The 23772-nt window shown below is 73.3% G+C and carries 15 protein-coding genes; 12 read left to right on the top strand and 3 right to left on the bottom strand.

The features are described from left to right. Positions 1-3 precede the first annotated feature (3 nt). The 4 genes from chvE to AC07D6_RS04425 are packed head-to-tail and all read left to right on the top strand — an operon-like array spanning position 4 to position 5116. Positions 4-1122: a multiple monosaccharide ABC transporter substrate-binding protein gene (chvE, locus tag AC07D6_RS04440; protein WP_479041886.1), complete on the top strand. Its 1119-nt coding sequence runs from the start codon at positions 4-6 to the stop codon at positions 1120-1122. Then, positions 1119-2681 carry a multiple monosaccharide ABC transporter ATP-binding protein gene (mmsA, locus tag AC07D6_RS04435; protein WP_479041884.1) on the top strand — a complete coding sequence of 521 codons (1563 nt, stop codon included), beginning with the start codon at positions 1119-1121 and terminating at the stop codon, positions 2679-2681. Before chvE ends, mmsA begins: the two co-directional genes overlap by 4 nt. Positions 2682-2690: 9 nt before the next feature. Continuing rightward, positions 2691-3923: a multiple monosaccharide ABC transporter permease gene (gene mmsB / locus AC07D6_RS04430; RefSeq protein WP_315878608.1), complete on the top strand. Its 1233-nt coding sequence runs from the start codon at positions 2691-2693 to the stop codon at positions 3921-3923. 41 nt (positions 3924-3964) lie between these two features. Further along, positions 3965-5116, top strand: a complete 1152-nt coding sequence (locus AC07D6_RS04425) for an aldose epimerase family protein (RefSeq protein WP_479041882.1) — start codon at positions 3965-3967, stop codon at positions 5114-5116. 102 nt (positions 5117-5218) lie between these two features. Here the strand turns inward: AC07D6_RS04425 and AC07D6_RS04420 are convergent, their stop codons facing one another. Further along, on the bottom strand, positions 5219-7288 hold the full coding sequence (locus AC07D6_RS04420; RefSeq protein ID WP_479042334.1) for a SpoIIE family protein phosphatase: 2070 nt from the start codon (positions 7286-7288) through the stop codon (positions 5219-5221). A gap of 110 nt (positions 7289-7398) precedes the next feature. Further along, positions 7399-10254, bottom strand: a complete 2856-nt coding sequence (locus tag AC07D6_RS04415; RefSeq protein ID WP_479041880.1) for a glycoside hydrolase family 3 C-terminal domain-containing protein — start codon at positions 10252-10254, stop codon at positions 7399-7401. A gap of 352 nt (positions 10255-10606) precedes the next feature. On the opposite strand from AC07D6_RS04415, the gene AC07D6_RS04410 reads away from it, so the two are divergent. From AC07D6_RS04410 to AC07D6_RS04375, 8 genes are all read left to right on the top strand, one after another. Then, on the top strand, positions 10607-12301 hold the full coding sequence (locus AC07D6_RS04410; protein ID WP_479041878.1) for a type 2 periplasmic-binding domain-containing protein: 1695 nt from the start codon (positions 10607-10609) through the stop codon (positions 12299-12301). A gap of 25 nt (positions 12302-12326) precedes the next feature. Next, positions 12327-13436 (top strand): ABC transporter permease, encoded by a 1110-nt coding sequence (locus AC07D6_RS04405; protein WP_479041876.1) that lies wholly within the window; start codon positions 12327-12329, stop codon positions 13434-13436. Then, on the top strand, positions 13433-14350 hold the full coding sequence (locus AC07D6_RS04400) for a carbohydrate ABC transporter permease (protein ID WP_479041874.1): 918 nt from the start codon (positions 13433-13435) through the stop codon (positions 14348-14350). Before AC07D6_RS04405 ends, AC07D6_RS04400 begins: the two co-directional genes overlap by 4 nt. A gap of 170 nt (positions 14351-14520) precedes the next feature. Continuing rightward, a complete protein-coding gene (locus AC07D6_RS04395) occupies positions 14521-16734 on the top strand; it encodes a 1,4-beta-glucanase (protein WP_479041872.1) in 2214 nt (737 codons plus the stop codon). Next, positions 16734-18710: a beta-galactosidase gene (locus AC07D6_RS04390; RefSeq protein ID WP_479041870.1), complete on the top strand. Its 1977-nt coding sequence runs from the start codon at positions 16734-16736 to the stop codon at positions 18708-18710. The genes AC07D6_RS04395 and AC07D6_RS04390 overlap by 1 nt, the downstream gene beginning before the upstream one ends. Beyond that, the gene (locus tag AC07D6_RS04385) at positions 18707-20944 is read left to right on the top strand and encodes a glycosyl hydrolase family 95 catalytic domain-containing protein (protein ID WP_479041868.1); all 2238 of its coding nucleotides are present in this window, start codon (positions 18707-18709) and stop codon (positions 20942-20944) included. Before AC07D6_RS04390 ends, AC07D6_RS04385 begins: the two co-directional genes overlap by 4 nt. 33 nt (positions 20945-20977) lie before the next feature. Then, positions 20978-21706: a glycoside hydrolase family 12 protein gene (locus AC07D6_RS04380; RefSeq protein ID WP_315878599.1), complete on the top strand. Its 729-nt coding sequence runs from the start codon at positions 20978-20980 to the stop codon at positions 21704-21706. A gap of 120 nt (positions 21707-21826) precedes the next feature. Then, complete coding sequence (locus AC07D6_RS04375; RefSeq protein WP_479041865.1) at positions 21827-22579, top strand: tyrosine-protein phosphatase; 753 nt, start codon at positions 21827-21829, stop codon at positions 22577-22579. On the opposite strand, the gene AC07D6_RS04370 is transcribed toward AC07D6_RS04375, so the two are convergent. After that, positions 22566-23591: a LacI family DNA-binding transcriptional regulator gene (locus tag AC07D6_RS04370; RefSeq protein WP_315878597.1), complete on the bottom strand. Its 1026-nt coding sequence runs from the start codon at positions 23589-23591 to the stop codon at positions 22566-22568. The two genes, AC07D6_RS04375 and AC07D6_RS04370, sit on opposite strands and share 14 nt — an antisense overlap. Positions 23592-23772 lie beyond the last annotated feature (181 nt).

Below are 23772 nucleotides of genomic sequence, written 5' to 3'. Positions count from 1 at the left end.
CCCATGCGCACCCGCACAGCCCGCGTCGCGGGCGCCGCCCTCGCGGCGGCCCTGCTCACCGTCTCGCTCACCGCCTGCGGCCAGGAGGCCCGGGGCGGCAGCCGCTACAAGCCGCCGGCCGGAAAGGGCGGCACCATCGGCCTGGCCATGCCGACCAAGGCGTCGGAGCGGTGGGTGGCCGACGGTCGGAACATGGCGGAGCAGTTCCGCAAGGCCGGGTACGAGACCGACCTGCAGTACGGCGACGACAAGGTCGAGAACCAGATCGCCCAGATCGAGAACATGATCACCAAGGGGCGGCGGCTGCTGGTGGTCGCCGCCATCGACGGTTCGGCGCTCACCGAGGTCCTCCAGCGGGCGGAGGACGCCGGGATCCCGGTGATCTCCTACGACCGGCTGATCATGGGCAGCGAGCACGTCGACTACTACGCCTCGTTCGACAACGAGCGGGTGGGCGAGCTCCAGGCCCGCTACATCGTCGACAAGCTGAAGCTGGGCGAGCCGGCGAAGGGCGCGGGCCGCCCGTACAACATCGAGCTGTTCGCCGGCTCCCCGGACGACAACAACACCAAGTACTTCTGGAACGGCGCCGTCAAGGTGCTGAAGCCCTACCTGGACAGCGGGCAACTGGTGGTCCGCAGCGGGCAGACCCGGCTGAACCAGGTGACGACGCTGCGCTGGGACGGCGGCACGGCGCAGAAGCGCATGGACGACCTGATCAGCAAGAACTACGGCGACGCGCGGGTCGACGCGGTGCTCTCCCCCTACGACGGGATCTCGATCGGCATCATCTCCGCCCTCAAGAGCGCCGGGTACGGCACGGCGGACCAGCCGTTGCCGGTGGTCACGGGGCAGGACGCGGAGCTGGCGTCGGTGAAGTCCATCATCCGGGGCGAGCAGACGCAGACGGTGTTCAAGGACACCCGCGAACTCGCCGCGAAGGCCGTGGAGATGGGCGACGCGGTGCTGAACGGGCGCAAGCCCAAGGTCAACAACACGAAGGACTACCACAACGGCAAGAAGGCCGTGCCGTCCTTCCTCCTGAACCCGGTCAGCATCGACAAGACCAACACCGAGCTCCTCGTCGACGAGGGCTACTTCACCGCCGGGCAGCTGAAGTGAGCGCCGCCCGACCGGTCCTGGAGGTGCGCGGGATCACCAAGACGTTCCCCGGCGTCACCGCGCTCTCCGAGGTGAACCTGACGGTGCGGGCCGGGGAGATCCACGCCGTCTGCGGTGAGAACGGCGCCGGCAAGTCGACGCTGATGAAGGTCCTCAGCGGTGTCCACCCGCACGGCACGTACGAGGGGGAGATCCTCTTCGAGGGCGAGCCGGTGGCGTTCAAGGACATCCGGGCCAGCGAGCGGCGCGGCGTCGTCATCATCCACCAGGAGCTGGCGCTGGTGCCGTACCTGTCGATCGCCGAGAACATCTTCCTCGGCAACGAGCGCGCCGCCCGCGGGATCGTCGACTGGAACGAGACGCTGCGCGAGGCGGGCCGGCTGCTGAAGCGGGTGGGTCTGGCCGAGAACCCGCAGACGCCGGTCTCGGAGCTGGGCGTCGGCAAGCAGCAGCTCGTGGAGATCGCCAAGGCGCTGTCGAAGGAGGTGCGGCTGCTCATCCTGGACGAGCCGACGGCCGCGCTGAACGACGAGGACAGCGCCAAGCTGCTGGAGCTCATCCTGGAGCTGCGGGAGCAGGGCATCGCGAGCATCATCATCTCGCACAAGCTGAACGAGGTGCGGCGGATCGCGGACGCGGTGACGATCCTGCGCGACGGGCGCACCATCGAGACCCTGACCGTGCGCGGGACGCCGCAGGACGAGCCGGAGCTCTCGGAGGACCGGATCATCCGCGGCATGGTCGGCCGCGACCTCGACCAGCGGTTCCCCGAGCGGACCGGGTACACCGGCGAGGACGCGGGGCAGGTCGCGCTCGCGGTGCGCGGGTGGACGGTGCGGCACCCGGTGGACCAGCAGCGGACGGTCGTCGACGACGTGTCGCTGACGGTGCGGCGCGGGGAGATCGTGGGCATCGCCGGGCTGATGGGCGCGGGCCGCACCGAGCTGGCGATGTCCGTGTTCGGCCGCTCCTACGGGCGGTACGTCTCCGGCACCGTGGAGGTCGACGGCCGGGAGGTGGCGACGCGGACGGTGCCCGAGGCGATCGCCGCCGGCATCGCGTACGTCACGGAGGACCGCAAGCAGTACGGCCTCAACCTCATCGACAACGTCAACCGCAACATCTCCCTGGCGTCGCTGACCGGGATGCGGCGGCGCGGCGTCGTCGACGAGCACCACGAGCGGCGGGTCGCGGAGCGGTACCGCACCACGATGAACATCAAGACGCCGACGGTGTTCGAGCAGGTGGGGCGGTTGTCCGGCGGCAACCAGCAGAAGGTCGTCCTCAGCAAGTGGATCCACGCCGACCCCGAGGTGCTGATCCTCGACGAGCCGACGCGCGGCATCGACGTCGGCGCCAAGTACGAGATCTACACCGTCATCGACCGGCTGGCGGCACAGGGCAAGGCGGTGCTCTTCATCTCCTCCGAACTGCCGGAACTGCTCGGGATGTGCGACCGGATCTACACGATGGCCGAAGGCCGGCTGACCGGTGAGGTCGACCGCGCCCACGCCACCCAGGAAGTCCTGATGCGACAGATGACCATGAACAGAAGCTGAGGCCCCGCCATGACCACCACGACCACTTCCCCGAAGGGCGCGGCGTCCGGACCGTCGTCCGCGCGGCCGTCGACGCGCGAGGTGCTCCTGCGGGGGCTGCGCGGCAACATGCGGCAGTACGGCATGCTGATCGCGCTCGCGTTCATCGTCGTGCTGTTCCAGGTGTGGACCGACGGCACGCTGCTGCTGCCGAACAACGTCTCCAACCTGATCCAGCAGAACAGCTACATCCTCATCCTTGCCATGGGCATGATGATCGTCATCATCGCCGGGCACATCGACCTGTCCGTCGGCTCGCTCGTCGCCTTCGTGGGGGCCCTGTCGGCGGTGATGATGGTCAAGCACGACATCCCGTGGGTGCCGGCGCTGATCCTCTCGCTGCTCGTCGGCGCGCTCGCGGGCGCCTGGCAGGGGTACTTCATCGCGTACCTCGGCATCCCCTCGTTCATCGTGACGCTCGCGGGCATGCTGCTGTTCCGCGGACTGACGCAGATCGTGCTGGAGGGCCAGTCGATCGCGCCGTTCCCGGAGGGCTTCCAGAACCTCGCCAAGGGGTTCATCCCGGAGATGGGCCCGTACACGCAGTACCACAACCCGACGCTGCTCCTCGGGCTGGTCGCCGTCGTGTTCCTGCTGCTGCGGGAGTGGCGGGACCGCCGGCGGCAGCTCGCCTACGAGCTGGACGTGGCGCCGACCGGGGTGTGGGTGCTGAAGTGCGTGGCGATCACCGCCGCCGTGACGGCGTTCACGCTGACGCTGGCGTCGTTCCACGGCGTGCCGGTCGTGATGCTCATCATGTGCGTGCTGCTCATCGGCCTCGGGTACGTGATGCGCAACGCCGTCGTCGGCCGCCACGTGTACGCGCTCGGCGGCAACAAGGCCGCCGCGAAGCTGTCCGGCGTCAAGGACAAGCGGGTCACGTTCCTCGTCTTCGTCAACATGGGCGTGCTGGCCGCCCTGGCGGGGTGCGTGTACGCGGCACGGCTCAACGCGGGCACCCCGCAGGCCGGCCTCAACTTCGAACTGGAGGCCATCGCCGCGGCGTTCATCGGCGGCGCGTCCATGAGCGGCGGCGTCGGCACGGTGATGGGCGCCGTCATCGGCGGACTGGTGCTGGGCGTGCTCAACAACGGCATGTCCCTGGTCGGCATCGGCACGGACTACCAGCAGGTCATCAAGGGCCTGGTGCTGTTGGCCGCGGTCGGTTTCGACGTCTGGAACAAGCGCAGGGCCGGCAAGTGACTCCCCCTTCACCGGTTTCCCCTCCCCCTCAAGGAGCCGCAATGGAAACGAGCAGACGCACCGTCCTGGCGGCGGCCGCCGCCGCGGGCCTCACCGCGGTCGCCGCCCCGGGCACCGCCCACGCGCAGGAAGGCAGGACACCCGTGAGAGAGCACTTCGGCACCCTCGCCGACGGCACCCGGGTCCACCGCTGGACGCTGGAGAACGGCGGCACCCGCATGCGGGTGCTGTCGTACGGCGGCATCGTCCAGTCGCTGGAGGTGCCGGACCGGCGCGGCCGGTACGCCAACGTGTCGCTGGGCTTCGACCGGCTCGAGGAGTACGTGGCGTCCAGCCCGTACTTCGGGGCGCTCATCGGCCGGTACGGCAACCGGATCGGCGGCGGCCGCTACACCCTGGACGGGCGCGAGTACCGGCTGTCGGTGAACGACGGGCCCAACAGCCTGCACGGCGGGGCGGCCGGCTTCGACAAGCGGGTGTGGGACGTGGAGCCGTTCCGCTCCCCCGCCGGGGTCGGCCTGGTGCTGCGGTACGTGAGCGCCGACGGCGAGATGGGCCACCCGGGCCGGCTCGACACGACCGTCACGTACACCCTGACCGGGGAGGGCGACTGGCGGATCGACTACGCGGCCACCACCGACCGGCCCACCGTCGTCAACCTGACCAACCACACGTACTTCAACCTCGCCGGCGAGGGCTCCGGCGACGTCCTCGGCCACGAGCTGCGGATCGCCGCGTCCCGCTACACGCCCACCGACACGACGCTGATCCCGACCGGGGAGCTGGCGAAGGTGGCGGGCACGCCGTTCGACTTCCGGCAGGGCAAGCCGATCGGCCGCGACATCCGCACGGCGCACCCGCAACTGATCGGCGCGCAGGGGTACGACCACAACTGGGTCCTCGACAAGGGCGCCACCCGCGCCCCCGGGTACGCGGCGACGCTGCGCGACCCCGGGTCGGGCCGGACCCTGCGGATCACGACGACCGAGCCGGGCCTGCAGTTCTACTCGGGGAACTTCCTCGACGGCACGCTGTCCGGGCCGTCGGGGCGCACCTACCGGCAGGGCGACGGGCTGTGCCTGGAGACCCAGCACTTCCCGGACTCGCCGAACAGGCCGGAGTTCCCGTCGACGGTGCTGCGGCCCGGCGAGACGTACCGCTCGGCGACGGTGCACCGCTTCTCCGCGCGGTGAGGGCGGCGCGGTGAAGGCGGCGCGGGCACGTGCGGCGGTGCCCGCGCCGCGCCGTGCCGTGCGTGCGCCGGTGCGGGCGGGCCGGCGGCCGGGAGGCGCGCGTCAGGAGCGGGTGCGCAGCAGGACGAGGGCCATGTCGTCGTCGCGGGGCGCGGTGCGGCGGGCGTGGTCGACGAGGGCGTCGGCGAGCGCGTCCAGGTCGTCCGGGGCGCCCCGGGAGAGCCGGGCGGCGAGGTCGGCGGTGGTCTCGTCGAGGCTCACCCCGGGCACCTCGACCAGCCCGTCGGTGTAGAGCGCGAGGAGCGCCCCGGGGGGAAGCGGGACCTCCGTCTCCGGGTACGCGGCGCCGGGGTCGATGCCGAGGAGCAGTCCGGGCGGTACCTCCAGGACCCCGGTGGTGCCGTCGGCGTGCCGGCACAGCGGCGGGGGGTGCCCGGCCGTGGCGAGGACGGCGCGGCGCCGGGTCAGGTCCAGGTGCGCGTAGAGGCAGCTGGTGAACAGGCCCGGGTCCAGGTCGAGGATGAGCCGGTTGGTGCGGGCCAGGACCTCGCCGGGCGCCGCGCCCGCCGTCGCGTGGACGGCGGTGCGGACCTGGCCCATGAGGGCTGCCGCGTCGACGTTGTGGCCCTGGACGTCGCCGATGGTGACCGCGGCGGCGGTGTCGCCGAGCCGGATCACGTCGTAGAAGTCGCCGCCGATGCCCATGCCGACGGCGGCGGGCAGGTAGCGGGCGGCCACGCCCAGGCCGGGGACGCTCGGCAGGCTGTGCGGGAGGAGACCGGCCTGGAGGCGGTGGGCGAGGTCGTTCTTGGCGTCGTACAGCCGGGCCCGGTCGAGGGCCTGCGCGATCAGGCCGGCCAGGGAGGTGAGGACGGCGCGCTCCGGGGAGTGGAACGGGCGGGGCCTGCCGTAGCCGAGGACGAGCGCCCCGACGGGCCGGCCGGACGCGATGAGGGGGACGTACGCCCAGGCGCCCTCCGGCGTCTGGTGGCGCGCGCGGGGGTGGGCGGCGCGCAGTTCCCCGGCGTTGCGGAAGAACAGCGCCGTACCGGTGGTGAACGCCCGCACCTCGGGGGTGTCCGCGCTGAGCGGGACGGAGTGCAGCGCCTCGGCGAGCGTGGGATCGCGTCCGCCGTGCCCGACCAGCCGCAGCCGGCCGTCCTCCGCGGCGAGCAGGGCGAGCGCCTCGGCGCCGAGGGCGGGGGTGAGCTGCTCGACGGTCTGCTCGGCGACGTCCTTGACGCCCACGGCCTCGGTGAACAGGGCCGCCAGGTGCATCAGGTGGTAGAGGCCGCCGGCCCGGCCGGTGACCACGGGCGCCGGGGCGTTCCGGCCCGGCGCCTCGGCGTCCCGCGCGGCGCCGGGCGGGGCGGCCGGGGTGCCGGGCAGCGGGGTGATGCGGACGCTGATGCCGGTGGCGTCCGGGTGGAGGCGGAAGCGCAGGCGGTGGCCGGGCGGGCGCACGGCGGTGAACGCGGTGGTCTCCCGGCTGATGAGCGCGGCCCGGTAGCGGTCCTCCACCACGGCGTCGTCCAGCCAGGGCAGCGCCTCCCACGGCAGGGCGCCGAGGAGGTCCGCCGCGGGCAGGCCGAGGAGGTCGGCGCCGGCCCGGGTGACGAAGGTGATACGGCCGTCGAGGTCGAGGGCGCAGCTCCCGCCGGGCAGCCGGTCGGCGAAGGCCAGGGCGGCGGTGGCCCGGTCGGTGACGGGCGGGGCGCCGCGGGGGTGGACCACGAGGGGCCGGAGGGCCGGCTGCACGGGGCGGCCCGCGCGGGCGGCCCCGTCGAGGACGGCGGCCATCCGCTCGGCGCCCTCCCGCAGGGCCCGCGCCTCGTCCCCGGTGAGCGTCGGCGGGTGGGAGGCCGGCCACAGCATGACGAGCCCGCCCCGGACCGGGTCGCCGGTGGTGACGGGGACGGCGGCCAGGGAGAACCGGTACGGCAGGACCAGCCCCGGCCGGGGGTAGCGGCGGGCCATCTCCTCCTGGTCGCCCAGCCACACCAGGCGGCCCCGGGACACGGCGTCCGCGACGGGGACGGGGTCGTCGAGCGCCACCCGGGTCCACGGCACGGCGATGTCCAGGGGCACGCCGCTCAGGACGGTGAGGCGCAGCGCCCGGTCGTCCGGGGACAGCAGGTAGAGCATGCCGACGGAGGCACCGGTGTCCTCCATGAGGGCCGCCAGGCCTGCGCCCAGCTCCCGTGTCTCCGGCCGCACGCTACGCTCCACGCCTCCAGCGTGCCCCGCCGGGCCGCGGGGCGCAGTCCGGCGGGGCGGGGCGGTCAGCCGGCGGCCGGGACGAACCGCAGCCCGGCGAGGCGGACGGTGCCGGTCAGGGTGACCCGGAGGTCCTGGACGCCGCGCGCGTCGACGGACGTCTCCAGGTCGGCGTAGGCGTACGGGCCGCCCGGCACCGCCGCGTCGACGCGGCCGAGTTCGGTGCCGTCCGCGAGGGCCAGGGCGACCGTGCCCGTGCCGGAGACCTCCAGGGTGGCCGCGCGCACCCCGGCGCCGAGGTCGCAGCGGCGGTAGAGCAACTCGCCCGCTCCCCCGTCGTCGGGGGTGACGCAGTCGCCGGAGTCCTTGGCGCGGTCGGCGATCACGGTGCCGCGCTGCTCGTCGTAGTCGGCGGCGGCCAGGCCGCGCTCCAGGACCGGGCGGGGGGCGGGGGGCGGGCCGTCGACCCGCAGTCCGGTCTCCAGGCGGAGGTCCGCGCTGGACGCGCCGGCCAGGAAGGCGTACGTGCCGGGCTCCACCGTCCAGCGGCCGTGGGCGACGTCCCAGAAGCCCAGCGCAAGGACCGGCACCTCGAACTCCAGCCGCCGCCCGGCGCCGGGCGCGAGGTGGAGGCGGCGGTGGGCGACGAGCTCGCGGTGCGGTCGCGGGACGGTCGGGTCGACGGCGCGGACGTACACCTGGGCGACCTCGTCGGAGGCGACGGGGCCGGTGTTGGTGACGGTGAACGCCACGTGGACCGTGTCGCCTCGGCGCTCCGCGGTGAGGTCCGCGTAGGCGAACGTCGTGTACGTCAGGCCGTGGCCGAAGGGGAACAGCGGGCGGCCGTCGAAGTAGAGGTACGTCTGGCGACCGCCGATGACGTCGTAGTCGAACAGGTCCGGCAGGTCGGCGTCGGCGGCGTACCAGGTCTGGGGCAGCCGGCCGGCCGGGGAGACGTCGCCGGCGAGGACGCGGGCCAGCGCGGTGCCGGCGGCCTGTCCGCCGTGGGCGGTCCACAGCAGGGCGGGCAGCTCGGCGGCGGCGTCCGGGACCGCGTACGGGTAGGAGGAGGAGAGGACCAGGACGGTGCGCGGGTTGGCGGCGCGGGCGGCGCGCCAGAGCCGGTCCTGCGCCCCGGGCAGGGCGAGGGTGGTGCGGTCCTCGGTCTCGCGGCCGTTGATGTGCGGGTCGTTGCCGGCGACGACGATGACGACGTCGGCGGCCTCGGCGGCGGCGGTGACCTCGTCCACGCCGCGGCGGACGGTCTCGACGGTGAAGACGGTCGGGGTTTCCTCGCCTTCGGCGGCAACCTTCGCGCCGTCGGCGGCGACGGAGACGTGACCCCCCGTTCCGATGTGCCGAAGGAGGTGGCCGTCGCCGTGCGGTTCGAGCCGGAACGTCTCCTGGACGACCCAGCCGCCGGGCTGGTCCGCGGAGGCCCGTACGCGGCGGTCGTCGGCGACGGAGAGGTAGAGGCCGCCGGGGGCGCGCAGCGTGAGGACGCCGCCGCCCCAGTCGGTGAGGGCGAACTCGGTGCCCTCGGCGTCGGCGGTGAGCGGCGGCAGGTCGGTGCGCCCGGCGAGCAGGGCCGGGTCGAGGGCGCCCTCGGCGCCGCGCGCGGCCGTCTGGGCGGTCCCGCCCGCCTCGGGCACGCGCAGGAGGCCGGCGGCGCAGCGGAGGCGCACCACGTCGGCGCCCTCGGCGTGGGTGACCCGGTCGGCGCCGAAGCGGTCGCGGATCCCGTCGAAGGGGCTGGAGCGGTGGATGAGGGTGCCGCTGTACCAGTCGAGCTTGCACTCGTCGGCGAGCGGGCCGACGACGGCGACGCGCTGCCCGGCGGTCGGGTCGAGGGGCAGGAGGCCGTCGTTGGTGAGGAGGACGACGGCCTGCTCCGCGGCCTCCAGGGCCAGGGCGCGGTGCTCGGCGGTGTCGAAGGCGTCGGTGTCGGCGTACGGGTCGAGGTCGGGGTCGAACTCGCCGAGCGCGAAGCGGACGTGGAGCTGGCGGCGTACGGCGGCGTCGATGTCGGACGCGTCGAGGAGGCCGCGGTCGAGAGCGCCGCGCACCCGGGCGGTGATCTTCGAGCCGTCGGTGCCGTGGTCGGTGAAGCTGTCGACGCCGGCGCGCAGGGCGGCGGCGGTGGCCTCCTCGTGGGTGTCGAAGTAGTGCTCGGAGTCGACGAGGTTGCTGGGCGCGCCCGCGTCGGAGCAGACGAGGAGCTCCTGGTCGGTCCAGGTGCGCAGGTGCTCGCGCAGATAGGGCGAGACGTGGTTGGGGCGGCCGTTGACCAGGTTGTAGGCGGGCATGACGCCGGCGACGGCGCCCGCCTCGACGGCGGTGCGGAAGGCCCGCAGGTCGTACTCGTGCAGGACGCGGGGGCGCACGGAGGCGGAGCTCGTGTCGCGGTCGGTCTCGTTGTTGTGGGCGAGCCAGTGCTTGAGGACCGGGGCGGTGCGCCAGTACACGGGGTGGTCGCCGCGCAGGCCGCGCGTGTAGGCGGTGGCGATGGCCGAGGTCAGGGTGGGGTCCTCGGAGTAGCCCTCCTCGCCGCGGCCCCACAGGGGGTTGCGCAGGAGGTTGACGGTGGGCGCCCAGACGTTGAGGCCGACGCGCTCGTCCCGGGCGCGCATCGCCCGGACCTCGGTGGAGACGGCTTCGCCGACACGGCGGACGAGGTCCTCGTTCCAGGTGGCGCCGAGGCCGACGGCCTGGGGGAAGACGGTGGCGGGGCCCATCCAGGCGACGCCGTGGAGGGCCTCCTGGCCGGTGCGGAACGCGGGCACGCCCAGGCGGTCCACGGCGGGCGCGAACTGGTGGAGCAGCGCGACGCGCTCGTCGAGCGTGAGCCGCCCGAGCAGGTCGTCGACGCGCTTGCCGAAGGGCAGCCGCGGGTCGCGGAAGGGCAGCCGGTCTGCGGTCACGTGGGGTTCCCCTTGTGGATGTTCTTGAGCGATCTTTCGAAGCGCTTCGATGCTCGGTTGCGTTCACTGCGAGTGTCAAGACACACCGTGACAACATCTCGATTGCGTCCCTGTACCTCAGCACTCATAAGGAATCCGCTGCTCCGAGGAATCTTGCCGACCACCCTTGTGCGCCCGGTTGCGTTCACTTAACCTCGCAGCAACATCGAAGCGCTTCGACTAAAAGCGCAGCCTGCACCGGCCGTGTGCGGCGAACGCTTCGAATCAGCCAGTGCCGTACGTCCCGTCTCAGACACCGCAGCCGACCGGCGGACACGCCGGGTGTCCTGGCGCGCCACGAAGGGTTGACGCAATGACGCCGAACTCCCCCTCACCCCGCACCTCCGGCCCCAGCCGGAGGAGCTTCCTGGCCTCGACGGCGGTCGCCGCCGCCGCGGTGGCGGGCGGGGTGCCCCTCCTCGCCGCCTGCGGAGGAAGCGGGCAGAGCGAGCGGAAGGACGGCGCCACCTCGGGCAAGGACGCCGCCAAGATCCTCCCGACGTACGTGCCCCAGGACATCGTCAAGCCCGACATCCCGGCGAAGAACGGTTCCGCCGCCGGCTTCACCACCGCCATCGCGGCGGCGCAGCTGAAGACCTCGGTGCCGGAGAAGCTCGGCAAGGGCAGCACCGTCAGGATCATGGCGCCGATGTGGGGCTCGCCCCCGAAGAGCGACAACCCCTGGTACCGCGCGATGGACGAGTCCATCGGCGTCAAGACGCAGTGGCAGAACCAGGACGGCAACACGTACGACGAGAAGCTCGGTGCCGTGCTCGCCTCCAGCGAGATACCCGACGTCGTGGTCGTGCCGGGCTGGAACCTCACCGGCAAGATCCCCAGCGCGGTCAACGCCAAGTTCGCCGACCTCGGCCCGCACCTGTCGGGCGACAAGGTGAAGGACTTCCCGAACCTGGCCGCCGTCCCCACCGACGCCTGGCAGCGGTCGATCTTCGGCGGCGCGCTGCGCGGCATCCCGATGCCCGCCTCGTACGTGATCAACATCGTGCCGTTCTACCGGCGGGACGTCTTCGAGAAGCGCGGCTACCAGGTGCCCAAGAGCGCCGACGAGTTCCTCGCCTGGGCGAAGGAGGCCACCAGCGCCAAGGCGAAGGTGTGGGCCTGCGACGACATGAAGTGGACCGCCTTCAACTCCTTCGGGGTCTTCCCCGGCAGCGACAAGGCGCTGTGGTGGGACATGGTCGACGGCAAGCTCGTCAACCGGATCGAGACCGAGCAGTACCTCGAGGCGCTGGAGTGGGTCCGGAAGCTGTACGCGGCGAACGTCGTGCACCCCGACGCCAAGGCGCAGAACCAGGGCGACTCCGGCAACCGGTTCACCGCCGGCCAGGTCCTCGTCTACAACAACGACCTCTCCCACTGGTACGTCAAGAGCATCGAGCAGGCCCAGCAGAACCCCGACTTCGCGATGGGCGCGATGGACATCTTCGGCCACGACGGGTCGGCACCGAAGCTCTACGCCCAGCAGCCGGCGAACATCTTCGCCTTCGTCAGCAAGAAGGCGTCCGAGGCGGTCGTCCGGGACTTCCTGGCCATCGCCAACTTCTGCGCGGCGCCGTACGGCACGAAGGAGCGCCTGCTCACCGACTACGGCGTCGAGGGGACCCACCACACGGTGCAGAAGGGCATGCCGGTCAAGAACGACACCGGCCACCTCCAGGTGACGGGCGCGTTCGACCTGGTCGGCGACCCGGCTCCGTACCGGGCGCACCCGGACCGCCCCGACCTCGTCAAGGCGGAGGTCGAGTGGCAGCAGCGGATGGGCGCCTTCACGAAGAAGACCGCGTTCTACGGGCTGACGGTCACCGAGCCCAGCCGCTGGACCAACCTCGCGGACGACTTCGAGCAGTTGGAGGACGACGTCGTGCGCGGTCGCAAGAAGATCAGCGACGTCCAGCAGGCCGTGTCGGAGTGGCGGAGCGGCGGCGGCGACAAGCTGCGCGACTGGTACCGCAAGCTGCTCGACGACGCGGGCTCCGCCTCGAACTGACACGTCGACACGCAAGGAGAGAACCGTGTCGCAGCACAGCACGGTACCGGGCGCCCAGCCCGCCCCGGACGGCGCCGCACAGGAAGGGGCGCCGCCCCGCGGCGCCGTCCCCGGCTCCGGTTCCGCCGGGGCGGCGGAGGCCGGGACCGTCGGAGCCCCGCCGGGGAAGCGCCGCGCCGCCGGGAAGGCGACCGGCGGCGGGGGAGGGAAGGTGAGCCTGCGGATCAGGTTCCGGCGGGACCGGACGCTCGTCCTGATGACGCTGCCGGCGCTGCTGCTGGTCCTGGTCTTCAACTACGTGCCCGTCCTGGGCAACGTGGTCGCGTTCCAGGACTACGACCCGTACCTCAGCGACAACGGCTTCGTCGCCATGCTGGAGAGCCCGTGGATCGGGTTCGAGAACTTCGAGCGGATCTTCTCCGACTCGGCGTTCTGGCGGGCGGTGGAGAACACCCTGGTGCTGTTCCTCCTCCAGTTGGTGCTGTTCTTCCCGGTGCCGATCGTGCTGGCGCTGCTGATCAACAGCATCATCCGGCCGCGGGTGCGGGCGGTCGCCCAGGCGATCATGTACCTCCCGCACTTCTTCTCGTGGGTCCTGGTCATCACCGTCTTCCAGCAGATCTTCGGCGGCGCGGGCATCATCGCGCAGACGCTGCGGCAGCACGGCATCGAGGGCTTCGACCTGATGACCGACCCGGGGATCTTCAAGTTCCTGGTCACCTCCGAGGGCATCTGGAAGGACGCCGGCTGGGGCATCATCGTGTTCCTCGCCGCGCTGTCCGCGGTCAGCCAGGACCTGTACGAGGCGGCGGCGATGGACGGCGCCGGGCGCTGGCGGCGGATGTGGCACGTGACGCTGCCCGCGCTGCGCCCGGTGATCGCCCTGCTGCTGGTGCTGCGCGTCGGCGACGCGCTGACCGTGGGCTTCGAGCAGCTGCTGCTGCAACGGGACGCGGTCGGGCCGGACGCGGCGGAGGTGCTGGACACCTACGTGTGGTGGAACGGCATCCGCAACCAGGACTTCGGCTACGCCGCCGCGGCGGGCCTCGTGAAGGGTGTCGTCGGCCTGGGGCTGGTCCTCGCGGCGAACAAGGTCGCCCATCTCATGGGCGAGCAGGGGGTGTACAAGAAGTGACGTCGGCACTGCGCAGGGGATGGGCGGCCCCGCCCCGCCCCGTGTGGGAGGAGGAGCCCCGCAAGGCGGGGCTCGCCGCCAAGGGGATCGTGCTCGCCGGGGCCTGCCTGGCGATCCTGTTCCCGCTGTGGATCGTGATCGTCACGAGCCTCTCCTCCCGTCAGGCGATCACCGAGGCCGGCGGCCTCGTCGTGATCCCGAAGGACATCACCTTCGTCGCGTACCAGGAGCTGTTGAGCGGCGGCCAGGTGCAGCGGGCGGCGCTGATCAGCGTGGGCGTGACCGTGGTCGGCACGCTGTTCAGCATGGCCGTGTCGGTGCTGTGCGCCTACGGCCTGTCGCGGTCCGGGACGACGGGGCACCGCTGGATCCTGATGACGCTGCTGGCGACGATGTTCTTCGGCGCCGGGTTGATCCCGACGTACCTGCTGGTGCAGGCGCTGGGGCTGACCGACACGTACCTGGCGCTGATCCTGCCGAGCGCGGTGAGCGTCTTCAACATCCTGGTGCTGCGGGCGTTCTTCATGAACATCTCGCAGGAGCTGATCGACAGTGCGCGGATCGACGGCGCCGGCGACTTCCGGATCCTCTGGCAGATCGTCATGCCGCTGTCCCGCGCGGTGATCGCGGTGATCGCGCTGTTCTACGCGGTCGGGTACTGGAGCGCGTGGTTCAACGCCTCGATCTACCTCACGGACCAGGACATGATGCCGCTGCAGAACGTCATGATCCAGATCGTGCAGAAGCAGGAGCCGCCGACCGGCCTGGCCCAGATGATCAGGACCAACCAGTTGTCGCCGCTCTCCGTCCAGATGGCCGTCATGGTGCTGGCGCTGGTCCCGGTCGCGATCGCCTCGCCGTTCGTGCAGAAGCACTTCAAGAAGGGGATGCTGACCGGCGCGGTCAAGGGCTGATCCGGGCCCGCCCCAGCCCCGCTCCCCCACCCGTACCGGCGTCTGCCGGGGTGTGAACCCCCCCCCCCCCGTCCCGGCAGACGCCCACCCAGCCGTGGCCTCCCCGTCCCACCCGGCCGTGTCCTCCCCGGCCCCCGCCCCTTCCCACCCCCCAGAGAACGAGGCATGTCATGCGTCCCTCTCCGCTGAGCCGACGGTCCGTCCTCGCCGGTGGCGCCGCCACCGCGGCGCTCGCCACCGTCTCCGTCGCCCACGCCGCCCACGCCGCGCCCGCCCCGGGCGCCGCCCGCGCGGCGGGAGCGGCGGCCAAGGGAGCGCCCTACCGCTGGCGGACCGCCGTGATCGGCGGCACCGGCTTCATCACCGGCGTGCTGTTCCACCCGGGGGTGCGGGGCCTCGCCTACGCCCGTACGGACATCGGCGGCGCCTACCGGTGGGACGACCGCGCGGCCCGCTGGACGCCGCTCACCGACCACCTGGGCTGGGACGACTGGAACCTGCTGGGCGTCGAGGCGATGGCCGTCGACCCCGCCCACCCGGACCGGCTGTACCTGGCGCTCGGCACGTACAGCCAGCCGTGGTCCGGCAACGGCGCGGTGCTGCGCTCCGACGACCGGGGCGCCACCTGGGCCCGCACCGACCTGGAGGTGAAGCTGGGCGCCAACGAGGACGGCCGGGGCACCGGCGAGCGGCTGCTGGTCGACCCGCGCGACTCCGCCACCCTGTGGCTGGGCACCCGCCACGACGGCCTGCTGGTCTCCCGCGACCGGGGCGCCACCTGGAGCGCGGCGCCCTTCCCCGCCACGCCGTCCGCTACGGGCCAGGGCGTCACGCTGCTGGTCGCCGCGGGGCGGACCGTGTACGCGGGCTGGGGCGACGGCGACGGCGCCCTGTACCGGACGACGGCCGGCGGCGGCTGGGAGGCCGTGCCGGGCCGGCCGGGCGGCGCGTCCGCGAGGGTGCCGATCCGCGCGGCGTACGACGCCGGGGCCCGCGCCCTGTACGTGACGTACGCGGACGCCCCGGGCCCCAACGGCCAGTCGGACGGCTCCGTGCACCGGCTGGACACGGTGACCGGCACGTGGAGCGACGTGACCCCGGTCCGGCCGGGCCCCGGGGACACGTTCGGGTACGGCGGTGTGGCGACCGACCCGCGCCGCCCCGGCGCGGTCGTCGTGTCCACCAACAACCGGTGGGGGCAGGTCGACACGCTGTTCCGGTCGACGGACGGCGGCGCCACCTGGACCTCCCTGAAGGACACGGCCGTCCTGGACGTGTCCGAGACGCCGTACCTGAAGTGGGGCGGGGACGAGCCCAAGTTCGGCTGGTGGATCCAGGCGCTGGCGCTCGACCCGTTCGACTCGCGGCACGTCGTGTTCGGCACGGGCGCGACGCTGTACGGCACGCGGGACCTGCGCCGGTGGGCGCCGGAGATCCGCGGGCTGGAGGAGAGCTCCGTCCGCCAGCTCGTGTCGCCCCCCACCGGGCGGGCGCACCTGCTGAGCGGGCTCGGCGACATCGGGGTGATGTACCACGAGCGGCTGACGTCCTCCCCCTCGCGGGGCATGGCCGCGAACCCGGTGTTCGGCACGGCGACCGGGCTGTCCCTGGCCCCCCTCAAGCCGCGGTACGTGGTGCGGACCGGCTGGGGCGACCAGGGCAACGGCGCGTACTCGACGGACGGCGGCCGGACGTGGGCGCCGTTCGCCACCCAGCCCGCCCTCGCCAAGGACGCCCCCGGCCCCATCGCCACCAGCGCCGACGGCCGTGTGCTGCTGTGGTCGTTCGTGCACTGGGACGGCACCCGCCACGCCACCCACCGCTCCACCGACAACGGCGCCCGCTGGACCGAGGTCGCCACCTTCCCCAAGGGTGCCGCCCCGGTCGCCGACCCGGTCGACCCGAAGCGCTTCTACGCGTACGACACGGCCGAGGGCACGGTGTACACCAGCACCGACGGCGGCGCCACCTTCACCGCCGGCGCGACCGGGCTGCCCTCCGGCGACGTGCAGTTCCGGATCGCGGCGGCGCCCGGCCACAGCGGCGACCTGTGGCTCTCCGCCAAGTGGAACGGCCTGTTCAGGTCCACGGACGGAGGTCGCACCTTCACCAAGGTGACCAGTTGCTGGGCGTCGTACGCCCTCGGCTTCGGCAAGGCGGCGCCCGGCGGGAGCGGCTACCCGGCGGTCTTCCAGACCGGGGCCGTGGAGGACTTCACCGGCGTGTACCGGTCGGACGACGCCGGGCGCACCTGGGTGCGGATCAACGACGACGCCCACCAGTGGGGCTGGACGGGCGAGGTGATCACCGGTGACCCGCGGATCCACGGCCGGGTCTACCTCGGCACCAACGGCCGCGGCATCCAGTACGGGGACCCGGTCTGATGCCGGCGCTCGGCGACGCCGCCCGGGGCCGGATCCTCTTCGGCGGCGACTACAACCCGGAGCAGTGGCCCGAGGAGACCTGGGCCGAGGACGTGCGGCTGATGAAGGACGCCGGCGTCAACTCGGTCACGGTCGGGGTGTTCTCCTGGGCGCGGATCGAACCGCGCCCCGGCGCCCGCGACTTCGGCTGGCTGGACCGGGTGATGGACCTGGCGCACGCGCACGGCATCGGCGTGGTGCTGGCCACTCCGACCTCCTCGCCGCCGCCGTGGATGGGCGCCCGGCACCCCGAGACGCTGCCGCGCGACGAGAACGGGCGGACCGTCTGGTGGGGCTCCCGCCAGCACTTCTGCGCCAGCTCGCCCACGTACCGGTCGTACGCGGCGGCGATCACGGAGGACCTCGCCGCCCGCTACGCCGGGCACCCGGCGCTGACGATGTGGCACGTCAACAACGAGTACTGCACGTCCTGCTGGTGCGACGAGACGGCCCGGCACTTCCGCCGCTGGCTGGCCGCCCGGTACGGCACCGTCGAGGCGCTCAACGAGGCGTGGGGCACGGCGTTCTGGTCGCAGCGGTACGACGCGTGGGACGAGGTCCTCCCGCCGCGCCGCGCCCAGTACATCCGCAATCCGGCGCACCTGCTGGACTTCCGGCGGTTCACCTCGGACGCACTGCTGGAGTGCTACGCGGCGGAGCGGGACATCGTCGCCCGGCACACCCCGCACGTCCCCGTCACGACGAACTTCATGCCGTTCTGGTCGGGGCAGGACGCCTGGGCGTGGGCCGCGCAGGAGGACGTCGTCTCCGTCGACGTCTACCCGGACCCCAGGGACCCGCTGGGCGGCCAGTACAACGCGCTGATCGGGGACATGACCCGGTCGCAGGCGGGCGGCGGCCCGTGGATGCTGATGGAGCAGGCCGCCGGCTCGGTGAACTGGCGGAGCGTCAACCACCCCAAGCCGAAGGGGCTCAACCGGCTGCTGTCCCTGCAGTCCGTGGCGCACGGCGCGGACGCCGTCTGCTACTTCCAGTGGCGGCAGTCCCGGCAGGGCGCGGAGAAGTTCCACTCCGGGATGGTGTCGCACGCCGGCGAGCACGGCCGCACCTTCCAGGAGGTCAAGCGGATCGGCGCCGAACTCGCCGTGCTCGGGCCCGAGGTGGCGGGCACGCGGGTGGCGGCGGACGTGGCGGTGCTGCACGACTGGCACGCCTGGTGGGCCGCGCAGCAGGAGGGGCGGCTCTCGCAGGAGGTCGAGTACCCGGAGCTGGTCAGGGCGTGGCACCGGGCGCTGTGGGAGGGCGGCCTCACCACGGCGTTCGCCCACCCGGAGCACGACCTGGGCGGCTACCGGATGGTGGTGGTGCCGCAGTTGTACCTGCTGTCGGACGCGGCGGTGAACAACCTCGTGGCGTACGTGGCGGGCGGCGGCACCCTGGTGTCCGGGTTCCTGACCGGCGTCGCCGACGAGGACGACCGGATCCGGCCGGGCGGCATGGACGGGCGGCTGCGCGCCCTGTTCGGGATCGACGTCCTCCACGAGTGGTGGCCACTGGACCGGGGCGAGACGGTCGCGTGCGACGGCTTCGCCGGCACGCTGTGGTCGGAGGAGCTCCAGGCGTCGGACGCCGAGGTCGTGGCCGCGTACCGGGACGGGGAGCTGGCGGGCATGCCGGCGGTGCTGCGCCGGGGCCGCGCCTGGTACGTGTCGACCCTCCCGGAGCCGGCCGGGCTGCGGGAGTTGCTGGGACGGGCCGCCGCCGCCGCGGGCGCGCGGCCGGTGCTGGAGGGGCTGCCGGCGGACGTGGAGGCGGTGCGCCGCGGTGAGCTGCTGTTCGTGCTGAACCACGGGCGGGCGCCGGCCGAGGTGGCGGTGCCCGGGACGTACCGGGACGTGCTGACGGGCGCGGCGGTGGCCGGGTCGCTGGCGTTGGAGCGGTACGGGGTGGCGGTGCTGCGGGAGGCGGCGCCGTGACGCCGGCCCGTTCGTCGGCCGGTCCGGTGCACGGGACGTGGGAGGCGGAACCGGCGGCGCGGTGGGAGGACGCGTTCCTGAGCGGCAACGGCCGCCACGGCGCCCTCGTGTTCGGCGACCCGGACGACGACCGGGTGATCGTCACCCATCACACGCTGGTCCGTCCCGTACCGGCCGCGGACACGCTGCCGCCCCGGCTGGCGGAGGGGCTGACCGGGCTCCAGGACCGGCTGCTGGCCGGGGACACCGCGGCGGCGGAGGGGTTCACCGACGGGCGCGCGCTGCGCTGGGTGGGCGCGTTCCACCCGGCGTGCGCGGTGCGCCTGCGCCGGGACGGCGCGTCCGGGCCCGGCGGGGCCGCGCCGGGCTACCGGCGGGAGGTGGACTTCGCGACCGGGGTGGTGCGGGCCGTGTGCGCGGGCCACGAGAGCCGGGTGTTCGTCTCGCGCGCCGACGACGTGGTCGTCCAGTACGTCACGGGCGGCCCGGTCGACGCGGGGATCGCGTTGGACCCGCGGCTGCCCGGCGCGCCGGCCGGGCTGGCCGTGGGCCGGGGCACCGCCCTGACCCCCGAGGGCGCGCTGCTCACGCTGCGGGCCCGCTACCCGGGCGGCGACACGGCCTTCACCGGGGTGACGCTCGTCGTCGCGGCGGGCGGCACGGCCGCGGTGGCGGGCGACGGGGTGCGGCTGACGGGCGCCCGCGAGGTGCTGCTGCTGACACGGGTGCGCCGGCACACCGGCGAACTGGACGTCCGGGCGGAGGCGGCCGGGTTGCGCGCCCTGCTCGACGGGCAGGGCACGCCCTCGCGGGGGTACGCGCGGCTCCTCGCCCGGCACGAGGCCCCGCACCGGACCGCGTACGAGCGGGTGGCCCTGGACCTCGGCGGGGACCCGGCCGAGCGGGCGCTGCCGGGGAGCGCGCTGCTGGCCCGGCCGGGCGGCGCGGCGCTGCTGGAGCGGCTGTTCGCGGCCGGCCGGTACCACCTGCTGTCGGCGAGCGGGATGCTGCCGCCGCGGCTGGTGGGGTTGTGGACCGGGGACTGGGACACGGCCTGGTCCGGGGCGTTCACCACCAACGCCAACCTGAACCTGCAGACCGCCTCGGCCGCGGCCGGCGCGCTGCCGGAGGTCACGGAGGCCCACGCGGCGCTCGTGTACGGGCAGCTGCCGGACTGGCGGGACAACGCGCGGGCCGTATTCGGCGCGCGCGGCGTGGTCGCGCCGTCCCACACGGACGGCGTGTCGGGGCACACGTACCACTTCCAGCGCGCCTACCCGCTGCACCTGTGGACGGCGGGCGCGGACTGGCTGCTGCTGCCGCTGGTGGAGCACGCCGAGACGAGCGGCGAGACCGATCCGCGGCTCGTGTCGGCGCTCGCCGAGGTCGCCCGGTTCTACGAGGACTTCCTGACCCGGACGGGACCCGACGGGCGGATCGTGATCGTCCCGTCGTACTCGCCGGAGAACCGGCCCGCCAACGCGAGTTGGGGCACCCTCAACGCGACGATGGACATCGCGGCCGCCCGCCACGCGCTGACCACGGCGGCGGCGCACCTGCCCGGGGACGCGGAGCGGCTGCTGGCGCTGGCCGCCCGGCTGCCCGACTACCGGGTCAACGACGACGGGGCGCTGGCCGAGTGGGCGTGGCCGGGCCTGGCCGACACGTACGACCACCGCCACCTGAGCCACCTGTACCCGGTGTGGCCGCTGGGCGAGATCAACCCGTACGACACCCCGGAGCTGGCGCGTGCGGCGCACCGCGCGCTGGAGCTGCGGGGCACGGAGAACGACTCGGCCCACGGCCACCTGCACCACGCGCTGGTCGCGGCGCGGCTGCGGGACGGGGAGCGGGCGGCGGGCGCGCTGCGGCGGGTGCTGGACGGGGACTTCTTCCACGCGTCGCTGATGAGCGCCCACTACCCGGGGCGCGACGTGTACAACGCGGACGCCGCGCACACCCTGCCGGCGCTGCTGATCGAACTGCTGGTGCAGTCGGCGCCGGACCGCCTCGTGCTGCTGCCGGCGCTCCCGGCGGCGTGGACGCGCGGCGCGCTGCGCGGCGTGCGGACCCGGTTCGGGGCGTGCGTCGACCTGGAGTGGCGCGACGGGAGCTGCACCGCCACGGTCCGGCCGTCGAGGACGGCGCGGATCGACCTCAGGACCCCCGCCGGCGGCGGGCCGCTGGAACTGACCGCCGGCGAGGACCTGGTGCTCACGCTGGGCACCGGGTAACCCCCCATCCCCCCCACCCATGGAAGGGACACCATGGCACGACGTACCCTCGGCCGGCTCCGCACGGCCTTCCTCGCCCCCGTGCTGGCGTTCGGCGCGACCCTGGGGCTGGCCGCCGCCCCCGCGCAGGCCGCCGTCTGGAACACCTGCGAGCAGTGGGGCAACACCACGCTGAACGGCTACACCCTCTACAACAACATCTGGGGCCAGGGCGCGGGCGCCCAGTGCACCTGGGCCAACTCCGGGACGAACTGGGGCGTGTGGGCCGACCACCCCAACACGGGCGGCATCAAGTCGTACCCGAACGCGAAGAAGGTGGTCAACAAGACGATCACCGGGATGTCCTCGCTGACCAGCAGCTACCGGGTGAAGGTCCCGACCTCCGGCGCGTACAACACGGCGTACGACATCTGGGACACGGACTACGACTACGAGGTCATGCTCTGGATGAACTACAACGGCCCCGTCGGCCCGCTGGGCACCGCGCAGGGCAGCGTCACCCTCGGCGGCCACAGCTGGAACGTGTACAAGGGCCGGGTCACCAACGCGGACGGGTCGTACCACGAGGTGTTCTCGTTCCTGCGCACCTCGGACTCGACGTCCGGCACGGTGAACATCCTGCCGATCCTCAAGTGGATCAAGGACACCAAGGGCTGGTGGGGCAACGAGACCATCGGTGACGTGCAGTTCGGCTTCGAGATCACCTCGTCGGCGGGCGGCCTGGACTTCACCACGGAGAACCTGACGGTCTCGGCGGGCTAGCCGCACGACCCCGCCGCCGCGCGTCCAAGAGGGGGGCGCGCGGCGGCGGTTCCTCTGCGCCCGCGTCCGGCGGGGCCGGGCCGCCGGACGGCCCGGCCCGCCGGATGCCATGATCGGCGCATGGAGAGACACGTGGCGTTCCAACGGCTGCACAACTTCCGCGACTTGGGCGGGTACGCGGCCGAAGACGGGTCAACGGTGCGGTGGGGGCGGCTGTACCGCTCCGACTCGCTGGGCAAGCTGGGCGGGGACGACTGGGAGCGGTTCCTCGCCCTGGGCGTGCGGACGGTCGTCGACCTGCGCCACCCGTGGGAGGTCGAGTGGCGGGGCCGCGTACCGGAGCACCCGTCGTTCGCGTACCACAACCTGAGCATCGAGCACCGGCCGTACGACCAGGCGGCCCTCGCCCCCGACGTCGAGGCCGGATCGTACCTGGCCGAGCGGTACCTGGAGGTCGCGGAGGACGGCGTCGAGGAGCTGCGCCGGGCGCTGGAGCTGATCGCCGCCGACGGCAGCGGCCCGCTGGTCTTCCACTGCGCGTCCGGGAAGGACCGCACGGGGCTGTTGGCCGCGCTGGTGCTGGGGCTGATCGGGGTGGACGACGACACCGTCGTGGCGGACTTCGCCCTGACGGAGCTGGCCACGGAGCGGCTGGTGGCCGACTGGCTGGCGAGCGACCCGGGCCGCGAGCTGACCTGGCCCCACTTCGGACGGGCGCCCGGCGAGGTGATGCGCCTCTTCCTGGACGGGCTCGCGGACCGGTACGGGTCGACGGCCGGCTACGCGGCCGAGCGGCTCGGCGTGGACGGCGCCCTGGTGGGCGCCCTGCGGCGAAGCCTCCTGGAACCCGCCGCGGCCGTCAGCGGGGGCTGACGGGGAGCACCGGGCGCGGGCCGGTGCTCTCGCGGACGGTGAGCTCCGGCGCCAGCAGGACCACGCCGTCCGTGGCGCGCCCCTCCAGTTTCGCGACGACCTGCTCGACGGCGTGGCGGCCCATGTCCTGCGCGGGCACCCTGACGGAGGTGAGGGGTACGGAGGCGTGCGCGGCGAGCTGGTCGGGGCAGATGGCCATCACCGACACGTCCTCCGGCACGGCGCGGCCCTGCTGGCGCAGCAGGGCGAGCAGCGGGTCGGTGGCGGCCTCGTTCTGGACGACGAACGCGGTGGTCCCGGGCCGCTCGTCGTAGACCCGGGCGAGGGTGGCGGCGACCCCGGCGTAGCTGCCCTCGCAGGGCCGGTGCAGGAGGCGGACGCCGAGTTCGCCGCTGCGCTCCCGCAGGCCGTTCAGGGTGCGTTCGGCGAAGCCGGTGTGGCGTTCGTAGACGGCGGCGGCCTCGCCGATGACGGCGATCTCGCGGTGGCCGAGCCCGGCGAGGTGCTCGGCGCAGAGCGCGCCGGCGGCCTCGAAGTCGAGGTCGACGCAGCTGAGGCCGGACGGGTCGGCGGGCAGGCCGATGAGGACGCCGGGGCGGGTCGCCTCGCGCAGCAGCGGCAGCCGGTCGTCCTCCAGCTCGACGTCCATGAGGATCATGGCGTCGGCGAGGGCGCTGCCCTCGATGCGGCGGACGGCCGCCGGGCCCTCCTCCCCGGTGAGGAGGAGGACGTCGTAGCCGTGGCCGCGGGCGGTGGTGGCGACCGCGATGGCGATCTCCATCATCACCGGGACGTACATGTCGGTCCGCAGGGGGATCATCAGTGCGATGATGTTCGACCGGCTGCTGGCCAGGGCGCGGGCGCCCGCGTTGGGGTGGTAGCCGAGCTGGGCGATGCTCCGCTCGACACGGGCACGGGTGGAGGCGGAGATGGACCGCTTGCCGCTCAGGACATAGCTCACCGTGCTGGCGGAGACTCCGGCATGCTGAGCGACATCGGCAAGGGTGACCATCGGCTCTCCCGGACGGTAGGACAGGTGAAGTGAAGCGCTTCGATTGGTATCGCTCCGAACATTAGAGGGACCTCTGAGACCTGTCCAGAGAAAGCGTCGAAGCGCTTCGACAAATTCCGGTACGGCGGGGCGATCCACACCGGAAGGGCCGGGGAGCGCGCGTCGCGCGCTCCCCGGCCCA

The organism is Streptomyces sp. NPDC045287 (assembly GCF_056432325.1).
This window is presented reverse-complemented; position numbering and strand designations above follow the sequence as displayed.